This is a genomic window from Streptomyces sp. NPDC093094 (genome assembly GCF_044754345.1).
In the GTDB taxonomy this organism is placed as follows: Bacteria; Actinomycetota; Actinomycetes; order Streptomycetales; family Streptomycetaceae; genus Streptomyces.
Genome location: NZ_JBIVOX010000021.1, coordinates 16,285 through 29,703 on the forward strand (window position 1 = coordinate 16,285; position 13,419 = coordinate 29,703).

Here is a 13,419-nt window from a genome sequence, read left to right on the forward strand (position 1 = left end):
ACCTTGCCGCCCCGGGGACTCGACCGATGGGATCGATCAAGTTGTCGCAGCTCAGGGAGCCATGGCCGTTCGATGATCTCCGGATGCACCCACGGAGAGATGTGATCAGACATATGAATGACGGGCCGTCCGGGAGGCCGGACGGTGATCCCGTGGGGCCTCGGTGATCCCGCGAGGCCGCGCGGTCGCGCCTCGCGGGATCACCGCCGTTCCGCCGTCAGCTGCCGGAGGCCGCGCCGCGCCGCCTGACCAGCCACCAGGCGCCGCCCGCGAGCGCGAGTGCCGCGAGCACCGCACCGACGACCAGGCCCGTCGAGCCGCCGCCGTCCTCGTCCTCGGCCTTCTCGGCGGTGGTCGTGGCCGTGGCCGTGTCCGAGGGGGCCGTGGCGGGGGTGGAGGCCGTCACCGACGGCACGGCGGAGGACGCCGTCCTGCTCGCCGTCGGGCTGGGGGCGACGGGGGTGGCACCCGGCGCGGCGGGCTTCAGCTCCAGCAGCGGCGCGGGCTGCTCGGAGCCGCCGTCGCCGGGCAGTTCGATCCAGCGGGAGATCTCGCCGTCGCTGTAGGTCTCGACGGTCTTGAAGGCGACCTCCTTCGCGTCCGGCAGCTGCCGGACCTTGATCTTGTACTCGGCGTCCGTCCCGACGGGGAGCTTCGGGCCGCCGACGGTGTATCCGTCGCCCGTGGCCGTGAACTTCCAGCCCTCGGGCGCCTCGACGAGCGTGACGTCGCCCGGCGCGATGCCCCGGGGAAGGACGACCCGCATCTCGGTGAAGCCGGCGCTGTCGGACTCGGCCTCGGAGACGAAGCCGAGGACGACGTTCTCGGCCAGGGCCTGGGCCCTGTCGGCCTCGACCTCCGCGTGGGCGGCGGCCGGCCCGGCCAGGGCGAGGCCGGCCGTCAGCGCGAGAGCGGCGGCGGCACCCAGCCTGCGCGTGGTGCGGCCGAGGACGTGCGTGGACGTGGACACAGTGAGGACTCCTTGCCGATGCAGAAACCGGGCAGGCCGAAGCCTCGCCCGGGTGAGGGACCGTCCGGGACACGCGTCCGTCCCGGAGGTCCCCTGCGCACCAGCGCGTGGTCCAAGAGGTACGCCGTCGGCGGGGCGGGGCCCTCGAAGCGGCCGACGGGCCGTGCGGACCGCGGCCGGCCGCCGGCGACGGCCGGCCGCGGCGTCCGCAGCCGGGCCAGGAGTGCCGCCGCGACGCCGCGTCCGGCCCGGGCGGCGGCCAGGGCCAGGGTGACGGCCGAGTCGGCGCGGTGCAGCAGCCAGGCCACCGCGACGGCGGCCAGCACATGGGTGACGGTCATGGCCGTCCCCGCGTGGTGCCAGGCGTGTCCGTCCCCCGCCGCCGGGACGGCATGACCGGGGTGTCCGGCGTGGCCCGTCCGGCCGGGACCCGTCCCGTGGCCGCCGACCCGGCTCAGCACGAGGTGCTGGGCCCCCTGCGCCGCAAGGGTGCAGCTGACGACCGGCCACAGCGGGAGCCGGCGGCGGGCGAACGGCAGGACCAGCGCGAACTGGGCGGCACCCAGGGCGGCCACGAGCCGCCAGGGCACCGGCCCCTCGGCGACCGTGTGGTGGCCGAGCGCGGCGAGCACACTGCCGAGCAGGGCGAACAGCCCGGCCCGTACCCACCCGGCGGACCGCGGCCGCGGGCGGATGCCCGGACCGCGGTCCGCCGTCGTGCGGTCATCCGACACGGTCGCCCATCTTCCTCCCCCGCCCGGCCGATGTCAGGGAATCGCAGCCGCACGGCATCTCGCGGGAGCGCGGATGCGCCATGCGCGGGGAAGGAGAAGCGCCGGTCGTGATCACCTTCCCGTATACGGCGGCGGGTGCGCAGGCGTTCACCTCGGACGCCGTCGCACGTACCGCGGCCCGGGCCGGTGCTCCGCCCGTGCGGGCGCAGCGGCGGCGTCGGCGCGCGAAGTGACGTGGGTCACCCTTCACCCCTGCCGGCTGGGCACACCGCCAGCATTAAGTAAGGTTAGCCTTACCTGAATTCGCAGGCGTACCGTGTGGAGTCCCCTTGAGCACTGACACCGCCATCACGCTGCCCGAGCCCACGGCGGCGGAGCGCGTGCGCACCGTGCTGGCGCGCGCCGTCTCGCTGTCCCTCACCACCGCGGGCCAGGACCACGACCTGATCGGCATGCACTCCGTGGACGCCGGAGGCCGGATCACGCTCCACCCTCCGGCGGGCAGCCCGCTCGCGCGACAGGCCGCCGAGGCGGCGCACGGCAGTCTGGCCGGGCTGCTGGAGTTCACCGACATCGCTCCGACGGCCGCCCGTGACCGGGTACGGGCCAGGGTGACGGTGTCCGGGTGGCTGGCTCCCACGGACGGTGGCGACCTGCGGCTCGACACCGCCCGCGTGTGGCTGCGCACCCCCGCGGACACGGTGGACGTCGGCCTGGACGAGATCGCGCTGGCCGGCGCCGACCCCCTCGCCGTCGAGGAGGCCGCCATGCTGACCCATATGGCCGACGCGCACGAGGAGTTGACGAGGGGCCTGGTCGCGCTCGCCGGGCCGCGGCTCCCCCGGGGCGTCGTCCGCGCCGTGCCGTACGCCCTCGACAGCCGTTCCGTCACACTGCGCTGCGAGTACGCCTACGGCCACTGCGACCTGCGGCTGATGTTCCCCGAGCCCGCGCGCGACGGTGCCGAGGCCGGTGAGCGGATCCGGCAGATGCTCGCCCCGCCGGGGAGGTGCGCCTGTCCGCATCACTCGTCCGAACGCCCCTGAGACCGCCGGCCGCGGCCGTCCGACGGGGACCTGATCCACGGGCTGTTACCTCACCGCCCGGCACCACACATCCACTCCGGAACACACGGGAGCAATCACATGGGACACGGCTGGCAGGGTGCCGTTCTCAAGCTCATGCGCGGCAAGGACTTCACGTTCACCGTCCGGCACAACGAGCGCATCTCCGACCGGCTGCACCGCCTGTCCTTCACGGACGGCGGCATGCTGGAGGCCACCGGAACCCATCCCACCATGTGGGTGCGGCTCTGGTTCGACAACGACGGACGGCCTCATCAGCGCGGGTACACCCTGCTGAACCCGGACCCGGCCGCCGGCACGTTCGACATCGACTTCGCTCTGCACCCGGGCCGCGCCAGCGACTGGGCCCGGGCCGCCGAGCCCGGCGACACCGTCGAAGCCACCGTCCAGGGCTCGGAGTTCACCGTGCCCGCTCCGCCGCCGTCGCGCCTTCTCGTCGTGGGCGACCCTGCTTCCCGGCCCGCCATCGACTCGCTGCTGGAGTCGATGCCGTCGATCCCCGCGACCGTGTGGTTCGAGACGTCGCACCCCCTCGACGGCGATCATCTGCCCGGGCACGGCGCCGCGCACCACGACGTCATCCGGGTGCCGCGGCAGGACGACGGGGCCCGTCTGGTGGAGACCGTACGGCAGGCGCTGCCGGACCTCGTGGACGAGGACACCTACCTCTGGATCGCCTGCGACACCGCGACCACCCGCGCCCTGGCCGGCTTCGCCCGCAGGCAGCTCTCCCTGCCCAAGGAGCGGTTGAACGCCCTCGGCTACTGGCGCGCGGCCTGACCGGACCGGGCCGGCCGGCAGGGGGCCGCCCCTTCCCCCGGGCGCAGGGGGTGTCCGGCGGCCGGGGCGGCGGAGCTCTCCGCCGTCAGGCGGAGGCCGATGCGGCGTGCCCGCGCGGGTCGGCGGTCCGGACGGCGCAGGCCGCCGTGTAGCCCTGCCTCACCGGGATGTCGGCGAGCCGCCAGCCGGGCAGATCGGCCGGTGCCTCTCCGGTCCCGACGTAGCAGGCGGCGGGGTTGCCGCCGAGACCGATGCCGATGCCCTTGAGGTATGCCTCCTTGCGCACCCAGCAACGGCCCAGGGCGGCGGGGCGGGCCCGCAGGGGCAGCCGTGACAGCTCGTCGCTCTCCGCCGGGTGGAGCGCCCTCCTCAGATCGGACTCCAGCCCCGGTTCGAGGAGGGCCTCGACGTCCACGCCGACAGGGGTGTCCGCGAAGCCGAGGAGGACGAGGTCCCCCGCGTGGGAGAGGGAGAAGTGCGGCCCCTGCCCCCGCAGCGCCGGACGGCCGTGCGGCGCCGCGCAGCCGGGGCACGGTTCCCGGAGGAAGGACACGGCCGCGGGGTCGCGGTCCAGGTAGGCGCCCAGGAGCCGGCGGAGCGCCACGTGCGCGACCAGATGACGGACCCGGGCGGCCTCGGTGCGGAAGGTCCGGTAGCGCTTCAACTCGTCGTCGTCCAGCAGTTCACGCAGAGCGGCGGCGCGCGGCGCGTACGCCTCCACACCCGCGATCCACAGCTTCGGGCCGGAGCCCGGCACCCAGGGCTCCGGCAGGGGGTCGACACCGACGACCGCCGGGTGTGCCGTCACGAGCACCGGCGGCCCGGATAGTCGTCGGTCTCGGGCACACCGGCCGCGCGCATCCTGCGCAGCACCTCGGGCCGCAGCGTGTCGTCCACGCAGGCAGGGATGTTGAGTTCCATGTCGAACACCATGGTGTCCGGCTGCGCGTTCCACAGGACCCAGCGCGGCGGGAGGCCGGGCGGCTGCCACAGGTGCGCCCACGGTTCCAGACTGTCCTGGCGCTCGGTCACTTCGTCCACAGCTCCTTCGTGTCGCGGCCGTCCACCAGTGTGGTGACGACCTCGATGCCGCCGATCCGGGAGGGTGCGACCGCGTGCGGGTCGTCGCCGAGGACCACCAGGTCGGCCCGCTTGCCCGGGGTGAGGCTGCCGGCGCTGTCCTCCCACCGGCAGGCGTGGGCGCCGGCGACGGTGTAGGCGTGCAGGGCCTCGTCGACGGTGACGGCCTCGCCGGGGCCGATCAGCCGGCCCGACGTGGAGGCGCGTTCGACCATGAACTGGATCGCGCGCAGCGGGGAGCCGTCGGTGACGGGCCGGTCGGAGCTGCCGACGAGCGTCACGCCGTGGTCGAGGAAGGCCCGGCCCCGGTACATCCAGGGGGCTCGGCGCTCCCCCATGACGGTGGCGTAGTCGTCGCCGAAGCAGCGCAGGAAGTTGGGCTGGACCACCGCGCTGACCCCGAGCCGCGCGAAGCGCGGGAGCTGGTCCGGACGGATCAGTCCGGCGTGCTCGATGCGGTGGCGGGCACGGGGGCGGGGCCGCAGCCGCTGCGCGCGCTCCAGCCCGTCGAGCGCGAGGTCGGCGGCGCGGTCGCCGATGGCGTGCACGGCGAGCTGCCAGCCGCCGAGGTGCCCGTCCACGATGAGGGCGGTCAGGCGCTCGGGGTCGTCCTGGAGCTGACCGGTGCGGTCCGTCCCCTCGTAGGGCTCCGTGAGGGCGGCCGTCCGCGCCATCATGCCGCCGTCGGTGTAGATCTTCAGGGCGCCCACGGAGAGCCAGTCGTCACCGAAACCCGTGCGCAGTCCGAGGTCGAGCGCGCGCGGGATGCCGTCGCGCTCATGGGCATGGACGGGGCCGAGGGTGTCGGCGCCGGGCATGAGCTGGACCCGCAGCGGCAGTCTGCCCTCGTCGCGCAGGAGTTGGTAGACGCCGAGCTCCACGGGGCTGTGGCCGAGCAGACCGCCGCCGATACCGGCCTCGGCGCACGCCGTGATGCCCTCCGCGAGGCAGGCGCGGCCCGCGTGCTCGACGGCGTCGGCGAGTTCGTCCTGTGCGTAGGGCAGCCGCAGACGCCGTACGGCGCCCATGGCGCTCTCCACCAGGAGGCCGTCCTCGTGCGGCACATGGGCCGGGAGCAGGTCGAGCACGGCGCTGCTGACCACGCAGGCGTGGCCGGAGTCGTGCATCAGGAACACCTTGCGGCCGTGGCCGACGCGGTCGAGGTCCGTGGCGGTGAGATGCCGGCCGAGGGCCCGCTGGTCGTAGCCGCCGATGCTCACCCAGGCGTCGTGGGAGGAGGCGCGGGAGACGGCCTCCTCCACGACGGCGAGGACGTCCTCGATCCGGGTGAGTCCGGTGATGGCGGGAGTGCGCGCCTTCAGCCCCGCCCACGCCAGATGGACATGGCTGTCGATGAACCCGGGCAGCACGGTGGCCCCCTGGAGGTCGACGACCTCGCGGGCGGGCAGCGAGGTGACGGCCTCGTCCAGTCCGGCGACACGCCCGTGCCAGATGCCGAGGTCGTGGGCGACCGGGTGATCCGGGTCCATGGTGAGGATGTTCGCGTTCGTCAGCCGCGTACAGAGCATCATGGGCGGTCCGTCCTAACGGGGTTCGGCCATCACGGTGCCGGCGGTCCGGGTGCCGCCCTCGGTGTCCTGCGGTTCGAACCGCCGGGGCGCGGCGGGCACCATCAGGGGTGTGCCGGTCTCGGGGTCGTCGATGATGCGGCAGGGCAGCCCGAACACGTCCTCGACCAGTTCGGCGGTCATGACGGCGGCGGGGTCGCCCTCGGCCGCGACGGTGCCGCCGGGGCGCATCACGACGAGGTGGGTGGCGTAGCGGCACGCCTGGTTGAGGTCGTGCAGGACCGCCACGACCGTGTGTCCCCTGCGGGCGTGCAACTCGGCGCACAGGTCGAGCACTTCGACCTGGTGGGCGATGTCGAGGAAGGTGGTGGGCTCGTCCAGGAGCAGCAGGGAGGTCTGCTGGGCGAGCACCATGGAGAGCCAGACGCGCTGGCGCTGGCCGCCAGAGAGGTCGTCGACGGGCCGGTCGGCGAGGTCCAGGACGCCGGTCTGGCGCATCGCCTCGACGACGGCGGTCTCGTCCTCGGCGGACCACTGCTTCAGTATCCCCTGGTGGGGGTAGCGGCCGCGGGCCACGAGGTCGCCGACGGTGATGCCGCCGGGCGCCGTGGAGGACTGCGGCAGCAGTCCCAGTCTGCGGGCCACTTCGCGGGAGCGGTAGGAGGCGATGGCCGCGCCGTCGAGGTAGACCTGTCCGTGACGGGGCTTGAGCATCCGGGCGAGGGCCTTGAGGAGGGTGGACTTGCCGCAGGCGTTCGGCCCGATGATCACGGTGAAGGAGCGGTCGGGGATGTCGACGCCGAGGTGGGTGGCCACCGTCCGCCGGTCGTAGGAGAGCGTGAGGTCCTCGGCCCGCAGACGGGGTGCCGGTGCGTTCGTTGCAGTCATGCGCGGCTCTTTCGCGACTCGGTGATCAGCAGCCAGATGAGGTAGAACCCGCCGATGGTGCCGGTCGCGGTGCCCACCGGGAGGAGCGAGGGGGCGAACAGGCGCTGGGCCGCGAGGTCGCTGACGGTCAGCAGCAGGGCGCCCATGAGGGCGGCGGGCAGCAGCGCGGGTCCGGCGGTGCGGGTGAGCCGCCGGGCCAGCTGCGGCGCGGCCAGCGCGACGAACCAGATGGGGCCGGTCACGGCGGTGGCGAAGGCCGCCAGGGCGACGCTGATCAGGAGCAGCAGCGCGCGGGTGCGGGCCACGTTCACGCCGAGGGCCATGGCGGTGATGTCGCCCATCTCCACCATGGAGAGACGGCGGGAGAGGAAGAGGGCGGGGGGCAGGAGGACGGCGACCGCGACGAGGATGGCGTTCGCGTGCGTCCAGCCCCGGTTGCTCAGGCTTCCGATCAGCCATGCCTGCGCCTCCAGCGCCTCCTGCCAGGTCGCGCGGGTGATCAGGTACGAGTTGACGGCGAGAAGCAAGGAGCTGACGCCGATGCCGATGACCACCAGCCGGAACCCCTGGAGGCCGCGGCCGAGCAGGAGGAGGTACACGGCGGCCGCGGTGGCCAGACCGCCGGCCAGCGCGCCGAGCGCGATCTGGGTCATGCTGCCGTGCAGGACGATGATGACGGTGAGCGCCCCGACCGCCGAGCCGTTGGTGAACCCGATGACGTCCGGGCTGCCGAGGGCGTTGCCGGTCAGGCTCGTCAGTACGGCACCGCTGACGGCGAGTGCGGCGCCCACGGCGATCGCGGTCAGCAGACGGGGCATGCGCAGGGTGTTGACGATGAAGTCGGCGCCGCCGGAGTCCTTGCCGGCGAGCGCCCGCAGGACCTCGCCGACGCTCAGCGGGTAGTCGCCGGTGGTGAGCGAGACGAGCATGACGGCGACGAGGGCGACGGCGATCGCGGCCGTCACCGCCAGGGCCCGGCCCCGGACCCTCACGGACAGTCCCCCGGCCCCGGAGCGGAGCACGGTGCCGGTCACGACGCGGGACCGGTGGGCGAACCCGCGGGCAGTACGCCGGGAGTTCGTGACGGCGGCGGACTCCCCCGCGTCCTGCCCGGGTACGGGGGCCGCGGTGTCCCCGGCCGTGGCCGGCTGCGCCGCGTCCTCGCCTGCGGCTGGTCCCGTCGCTCGTACGTCGCTCACAGCATGACCAGCTTTCGGCGTCGGCACAGGGCGATGAACACCGGCGCGCCGATGAACGCGGTGACGATGCCCACCTGGACCTCGCCCGGCGCTCCGATCACACGGCCGAGGACGTCGGCGCCGAGGAGCAGGACGGGCGCGAGCAGCATCGAGTACGCCATGACCCAGCGCTGGTCGGGTCCGGCGGCGAACCGGGCGATGTGCGGGACCACGAGGCCGACGAAGGCGATCGGTCCGGCGGCGGCGGTCGCGGCGCCGCACAGCAGCATGACGCCGACGGCCCCGAGCAGCCGGGTCCGGGTGACGTTCACACCGAGCGCCCGGCCGGTCTGGTCGCCGAGCGCGAGGGCGTTGAGCGAGGGGCCCAGCCCCAGGGCGATCAGCAGACCGACGGCGATGAACGGCAGGACGACGTACAGGACGTCGAGGTAGCGGCCCGAGAGCGAGCCGACGGTCCAGAAGCGGAACTGGTCGAAGGCCCGCGGGTTGAGCAGCAGGACGGCCGAGTTGAAGGCGTACAGGACGGCTGTGACGGCGGCACCGGCGACGACGAGGCGGTCGGGCGTGGCCAGTTTGCGTCCCGAGGAGCCCAGCAGATAGACGGCGGCCGAGGCCACGGCCGCTCCGGCGAAGGCGAACCACAGGTAGCCGAGGACGGATCCCACGCCCAGGAAGGCGATGGCCACGACGACCCCGGCGGAGGAGCCGAGGCTGATGCCGAGCAGTCCCGGCTCGGCGAGCGGGTTGCGGGTCAGTGCCTGCATGAGCGCGCCGGACAGGCCGAGGGCCGCGCCGACGAGCAGTCCGAGGAGGGTTCTCGGGATGCGGTAGTCATGGATGATGACCGACGTCTCGGAGCCGTCGGGATTCCACAGCACGTGCCAGGTGGCGGTGAACGGGATCCCCCGGGTGCCCACCCAGACGCTGAGCAGACCCACCAGGACGAGGGCGGCGAGCACGGCGAGCAGACCCGCGCCGCGCAGGGCCGTGACGGCGCCGCCCGTCCCGGGGGCGGAGGCCGCGGTCCCCTTCTCGGACACCGTCCGGGTTTCGACCGGCAAAGACAGTTCCCCCTGACGGTGGTTCAGGTGTACCGCGAACGCTGTGCGGGCTGAGCGACTCGACGAACGAGGCTTGCAACTTAGGCGAGGCTAACCGAACGTGAGACAGTGGGTCAACGCGCCTGTACGCAGGGCGAGATGGGGCGCACGGGCCCATGCGAGAGCATGTTCGACCCCCGCACGAATCTGCCATTTACTTAGAGTAGCCTTACCTAACTTTTCCGGATCTTCGGACGGAGGGCCACATGCCAGTCGGAGCACCGACCGGACCGACCGGAGGCCAGGTCCTGCGGGGTGCGATCAGGGCACAACGCGGACGGCTGGTCACCGCTTCCCTGCTCGGCATGACCCATCAGGCGTGCGAGGCACTGGTGCCCGTGGTCATCGGCGCGGCCATCGACGGCGCGGTCGCCACCGGCTCCTCGGGGTCGCTGCTGCGATGGCTGCTCGTGCTCGGCGTCCTCTTCCTCGTCCTGTCCACCTGCTACCGGATCGGCGCCAGGATCGGCGAGGGCGCGGGCGAGCACGCCGCACACCGGCTCCGGATCGAACTGGGCACCCGGGTGCTCGACCCGCGCGGCGGAGCCGACGTGAACCGGCTGCCCGGCGCGCTGACCAGCATCGCCACCGACGACGCCCGCCGTGTGGGATCGGTCGTCACCATGCTGGCGTACGGCTGCGCGGCCGTCGCCGCGCTGGCCGTCAGCGCGGTGGCGCTGCTGAGGATCTCGGTGCCGCTCGGACTGCTCGTCCTGCTCGGCATCCCGCCGCTGCTGTGGCTCGGGCATCGCATCAGCGGGCCGCTGGAGCGGCGCAGCGAGACCGAGCAGGAGACCGCCGCGCACGCCTCCGGCGTCGCGGCCGACCTGGTCTCGGGCCTGCGGGTCCTCAAGGGCATGGGCGCCGAGCCGGCGGCCGTGGCCCGCTACCGCACCACCAGCCAGGACTCCCTCGCCGCGGCACTGCGGGCGGCCCGCAGCCGCGCCGGGCACGAGGGCGCGCTGCTCGCCCTGACCGGTGTCTTCATCGCGGCCATCGGCATCGCCGGTGCCTGTCTCGCCATGGACGGGCGCATCAGCGTCGGAGACCTGGTCGCGGCGGTGGGCCTCGCGCAGTTCCTCCTCGGCCCGTTCCAGCTGCTCGCCTACGTCAACGCCGAGTTCGCCCAGGGGCGGGCCTCCGCGCGGCGGATCGCCGAGGTGCTGGCCTCCCCCGGCGCGGTGGAGGGCGGGCGGCGGACGCCGTCCGGTACGGGGAACGGGCACATCCGGCTGCACGGGGTGCGGCTGGGCGCCCTGCGCGGGGTGGACCTCGACCTCCCCGCCGGCAGTCTCACCGGCGTCGTCGCCCGCGATCCGGCCGTCGCCGACGATCTGCTGCGCTGCCTCGCCCGGGAGGCCGACCCGTCCGAGGGCCGGGTCGAACTCGACGGCGTCCCGCTCACCGACCTCGACCCGGACGGACTGCGCCGTACGGTCCTCGTCGCCCACCACGACGCCGACCTGTTCGAGAGCAGCCTGCTGGACAACGTACGCGCGGGCGCCGGGGACACCGGCCCGGCGGCGGTCGACGAGGCCCTGTCCGCCTCCGCCGCCGACGAGGTGGCCCGGCTCCTGCCCGACGGATCCGGCACGGTGCTCGCCGAACGCGGCCGGTCCCTGTCGGGCGGTCAGCGCCAGCGGGTCGCCCTCGCCCGGGCGCTCGCCGCGGACCGTGCGGTGCTCGTCCTGCACGATCCGACGACCGCCGTGGACACGGTCACCGAGTCCCGGATCGCCGCCCGTCTGCGCGAGGCGCGCGCGGGACGTACGACCGTCCTGATCACGACCAGCCCGGCCCTGCTCGCGGTGACGGACCGGGTGGTGGTCCTCGACGGCGGCACCGTGACCGCCGAGGGCCCGCACACCGAACTCGTCGCCGCCCACGAGACGTACCGCGCGGCGGTGCTGGCATGACCGCCGCGCAGGACCACCGCACGACGACGGCCGGCGCCCGCACGACCGAAGGGACGGAAGAGGCCATGAGCACAACCGGCACCGGGCACGCGCAGCGCACGCTCCTGCCCACCGCGAGCGGCGGGGAGAGCCTCGCGGCGCTCCGGGAGATGCTGCGCGGCCACCGGGCCCTGGCGCTGGCGTCCGTGCTCGTCCTGGTCGTCGGGACGGGCGTCGGGCTGCTGACCGCACCCCTGCTGGGGCACATCGTCGACCTGGTGGTGGACCGGCGGGGCACCCGGGCCCTGACCCTGCCGCTGGTCCTGCTCGTCGTGGTGGCGCTGACCCGTGGAGCCGCCGCCGCGGCCGGCGGCGCCCTGGTGGCGCGGCTGGGCGAGACCGTGCTCGCCGGGGTGCGCGAGCGGTTCGTCGAGCGGGCGCTCTCGCTGCCCCTCGAACGCGTCGAGGCGGCGGGGTCGGGCGACCTCGTCTCCCGGGTCACCAGCGACGTGTCCGTGGTCGCCAGATCGGTGCGCCAGGCGCTGCCGGAGTTCAGCCGTTCCGCCCTCACGATCGTGCTGACCACGGTGGGACTCGCCGTCCTGGACTGGCGGTTCGGCCTGGCGGCGCTGTTCGCCGTGCCCGTGCAGGTGCTGTCCGTGCGCTGGTACCTGCGCCGGGCCGCGCCCGTCTACGCCGGCCACCGCGTGGCCACCGGCGCGCTCCAGCACCAGCTGCTCGACAGCATCGGCGGGGTGCGCACCGTGCGCGCCTTCCGGCTGAACGGCGCGCACACCGCGCTGCTGGAGGACCGGTCGGGCGCCGCACGCGATCTGGCGGTCCGCGGACTCCACATCGTGACCGGGTTCTTCTCGCGGCTGAACCTCGCCGAGTTCATCGGTCTGGCCGCCGTGCTCGGCACCGGATTCGTGCTGGTCGACGCGGGCTCCGTGAGCATCGGCACGGCCACCGCCGCCGCGCTGTACTTCCACAGCCTCTTCAACCCCGTCAACGCCGCGCTCTTCCTCATCGACGACGCCCAGTCGGCGGGCGCCGGCTTCGCCCGCCTGGTCGGGGTCGCGAACCTGCCCGCCGAGCGTGCCGCCGAGGGCGGGGGCGTGCCGGTCGACGGCGCGGTGAAGGTGACGGGCCTGTGCCACGCGTACGGCGACGGCCGTCCCGTGCTGTCCGACGTGGACCTGGAGGTGCGCAGCGGGGAGCGGGTGGCGCTGGTGGGCGCGAGCGGTGCCGGCAAGACCACCCTGGCCAAGGTCGTCGCCGGCGTCCACACGCCGGGCAGCGGGTCGGTCTCCCTCGGCGGCGTCGACATCCGTGAACTGGGTGCGGCGGGCGTCCGGCGCACCGTCACACTGATCAGCCAGGAGGTGCACGTGTTCGCCGGGCCGCTGGCCGAGGACCTTCGTCTGGCACGGCCGGGCGCCACGGACGACGAGCTGCGCGACGCGCTGGCGAAGGTGGGGGCCCTGGAGTGGGCGCAGGCGCTGCCGGAGGGCCTGGCCACCGTGGTCGGCGAGGGCGGGCACCGGCTGACGGTCGCCCAGGCCCAGCATCTCGCCCTGGCCCGGCTGGTCCTCGCCGATCCGCCCGTCGCCGTCCTGGACGAGGCGACCGCCGACGCGGGCAGCGCCGGTGCGCGGGTGCTGGAGGAGGCCGCGCTGCGGGCGCTGGAGGGCCGTACGGGTCTGCTGGTCGCGCACCGGCTGCCGCAGGCCGCGGCCGCGGACCGGGTCGTCGTCCTCGACGAGGGCCGGGTCGTCGAGACGGGCACGCACGCCGAACTCGTCGCGGCCGGCGGACGGTACGCGGCGCTGTGGGCGGCGTGGTCGGACAGCCGGAGGGAGACCGCGGCAGCGGGGAAGCCGTCGGACTCGGACTCGGAGTCGGCCTCGGAGTCGGAGTCGGCCTCGGAGTCGGCCTCGGACTCGGACTCGGACTCGGAGTCGGCCTCGGACTCGGACTCGGACTCGGACTCGGAGTCAGAGTCGGAGTCGGAGTCGGAGTCGGAGTCGGACCTCGGTCCGGGCCCCGGCCCGGCCTCCGGTCCGGACCCCGGCCTCGCCTCGGCCCCCGGTCCCGCCCTGGGGTGAGGACCGTCGCCCCGCAGTGACGCCGCCGCCCGCGGAGGAAGCTCCTCCGCG

At 74.3% G+C, this 13,419-nt stretch carries 12 protein-coding genes; 4 read left to right on the plus strand and 8 right to left on the minus strand.

Annotated features, from left to right (window positions below; all coding sequences use genetic code 11):
- Positions 1 to 217: 217 nt before the first annotated feature.
- The gene (locus ACIQGV_RS32840) at positions 218 to 970 is read right to left on the minus strand and encodes a DUF1775 domain-containing protein (protein WP_402501159.1); all 753 of its coding nucleotides are present in this window, start codon (positions 968 to 970) and stop codon (positions 218 to 220) included.
- Positions 901 to 1,704 carry a hypothetical protein gene (locus ACIQGV_RS32845; RefSeq protein WP_402501162.1) on the minus strand — a complete coding sequence of 268 codons (804 nt, stop codon included), beginning with the start codon at positions 1,702 to 1,704 and terminating at the stop codon, positions 901 to 903. The genes ACIQGV_RS32840 and ACIQGV_RS32845 overlap by 70 nt, the downstream gene beginning before the upstream one ends.
- A 329-nt stretch (positions 1,705 to 2,033) precedes the next feature.
- Between ACIQGV_RS32845 and ACIQGV_RS32850 the strand changes: the two genes are divergently transcribed.
- Both ACIQGV_RS32850 and ACIQGV_RS32855 read left to right on the plus strand, forming a co-directional pair.
- Positions 2,034 to 2,750 (plus strand): DUF2470 domain-containing protein, encoded by a 717-nt coding sequence (locus ACIQGV_RS32850; RefSeq protein ID WP_402501165.1) that lies wholly within the window; start codon positions 2,034 to 2,036, stop codon positions 2,748 to 2,750.
- 99 nt (positions 2,751 to 2,849) lie between these two features.
- Positions 2,850 to 3,569, plus strand: coding sequence for a siderophore-interacting protein (locus tag ACIQGV_RS32855; protein WP_402501168.1), 720 nt, complete (start codon positions 2,850 to 2,852; stop codon positions 3,567 to 3,569).
- A gap of 85 nt (positions 3,570 to 3,654) precedes the next feature.
- On the opposite strand, the gene ACIQGV_RS32860 is transcribed toward ACIQGV_RS32855, so the two are convergent.
- The 6 genes from ACIQGV_RS32860 to ACIQGV_RS32885 are packed head-to-tail and all read right to left on the minus strand — an operon-like array spanning position 3,655 to position 9,305.
- Complete coding sequence (locus ACIQGV_RS32860) at positions 3,655 to 4,377, minus strand: 4'-phosphopantetheinyl transferase family protein (RefSeq protein WP_402501171.1); 723 nt, start codon at positions 4,375 to 4,377, stop codon at positions 3,655 to 3,657.
- The gene (locus tag ACIQGV_RS32865; RefSeq protein ID WP_402501174.1) at positions 4,374 to 4,610 is read right to left on the minus strand and encodes a hypothetical protein; all 237 of its coding nucleotides are present in this window, start codon (positions 4,608 to 4,610) and stop codon (positions 4,374 to 4,376) included. Before ACIQGV_RS32865 ends, ACIQGV_RS32860 begins: the two co-directional genes overlap by 4 nt.
- Positions 4,598 to 6,178 (minus strand): amidohydrolase, encoded by a 1,581-nt coding sequence (locus ACIQGV_RS32870; protein WP_402501379.1) that lies wholly within the window; start codon positions 6,176 to 6,178, stop codon positions 4,598 to 4,600. The genes ACIQGV_RS32865 and ACIQGV_RS32870 overlap by 13 nt, the downstream gene beginning before the upstream one ends.
- A gap of 15 nt (positions 6,179 to 6,193) precedes the next feature.
- Positions 6,194 to 7,066: an ABC transporter ATP-binding protein gene (locus ACIQGV_RS32875; protein WP_402501177.1), complete on the minus strand. Its 873-nt coding sequence runs from the start codon at positions 7,064 to 7,066 to the stop codon at positions 6,194 to 6,196.
- The gene (locus tag ACIQGV_RS32880) at positions 7,063 to 8,265 is read right to left on the minus strand and encodes a FecCD family ABC transporter permease (protein WP_402501180.1); all 1,203 of its coding nucleotides are present in this window, start codon (positions 8,263 to 8,265) and stop codon (positions 7,063 to 7,065) included. Before ACIQGV_RS32880 ends, ACIQGV_RS32875 begins: the two co-directional genes overlap by 4 nt.
- Complete coding sequence (locus tag ACIQGV_RS32885; protein WP_402501183.1) at positions 8,262 to 9,305, minus strand: FecCD family ABC transporter permease; 1,044 nt, start codon at positions 9,303 to 9,305, stop codon at positions 8,262 to 8,264. Before ACIQGV_RS32885 ends, ACIQGV_RS32880 begins: the two co-directional genes overlap by 4 nt.
- A 266-nt stretch (positions 9,306 to 9,571) precedes the next feature.
- On the opposite strand from ACIQGV_RS32885, the gene ACIQGV_RS32890 reads away from it, so the two are divergent.
- Positions 9,572 to 11,281, plus strand: coding sequence for an ABC transporter ATP-binding protein (locus ACIQGV_RS32890; protein WP_402501186.1), 1,710 nt, complete (start codon positions 9,572 to 9,574; stop codon positions 11,279 to 11,281).
- Positions 11,278 to 13,368: an ABC transporter ATP-binding protein gene (locus tag ACIQGV_RS32895; RefSeq protein WP_402501189.1), complete on the plus strand. Its 2,091-nt coding sequence runs from the start codon at positions 11,278 to 11,280 to the stop codon at positions 13,366 to 13,368. The genes ACIQGV_RS32890 and ACIQGV_RS32895 overlap by 4 nt, the downstream gene beginning before the upstream one ends.
- Positions 13,369 to 13,419 lie beyond the last annotated feature (51 nt).

What these genes read in the sequence shown, in the direction of transcription:
- ACIQGV_RS32855 (WP_402501168.1), top strand. Translation starts at nt 2,850, where the DNA reads ATGGGACACGGCTGGCAGGGTGCCGTTCTCAAGCTCATGCGCGGCAAG.
- ACIQGV_RS32870 (WP_402501379.1), bottom strand. Translation starts at nt 6,178, where the DNA reads ATGCTCTGTACGCGGCTGACGAACGCGAACATCCTCACCATGGACCCG.
- ACIQGV_RS32875 (WP_402501177.1), bottom strand. Translation starts at nt 7,066, where the DNA reads ATGACTGCAACGAACGCACCGGCACCCCGTCTGCGGGCCGAGGACCTC.
- ACIQGV_RS32890 (WP_402501186.1), top strand. Translation starts at nt 9,572, where the DNA reads ATGCCAGTCGGAGCACCGACCGGACCGACCGGAGGCCAGGTCCTGCGG.
- ACIQGV_RS32895 (WP_402501189.1), top strand. Translation starts at nt 11,278, where the DNA reads ATGACCGCCGCGCAGGACCACCGCACGACGACGGCCGGCGCCCGCACG.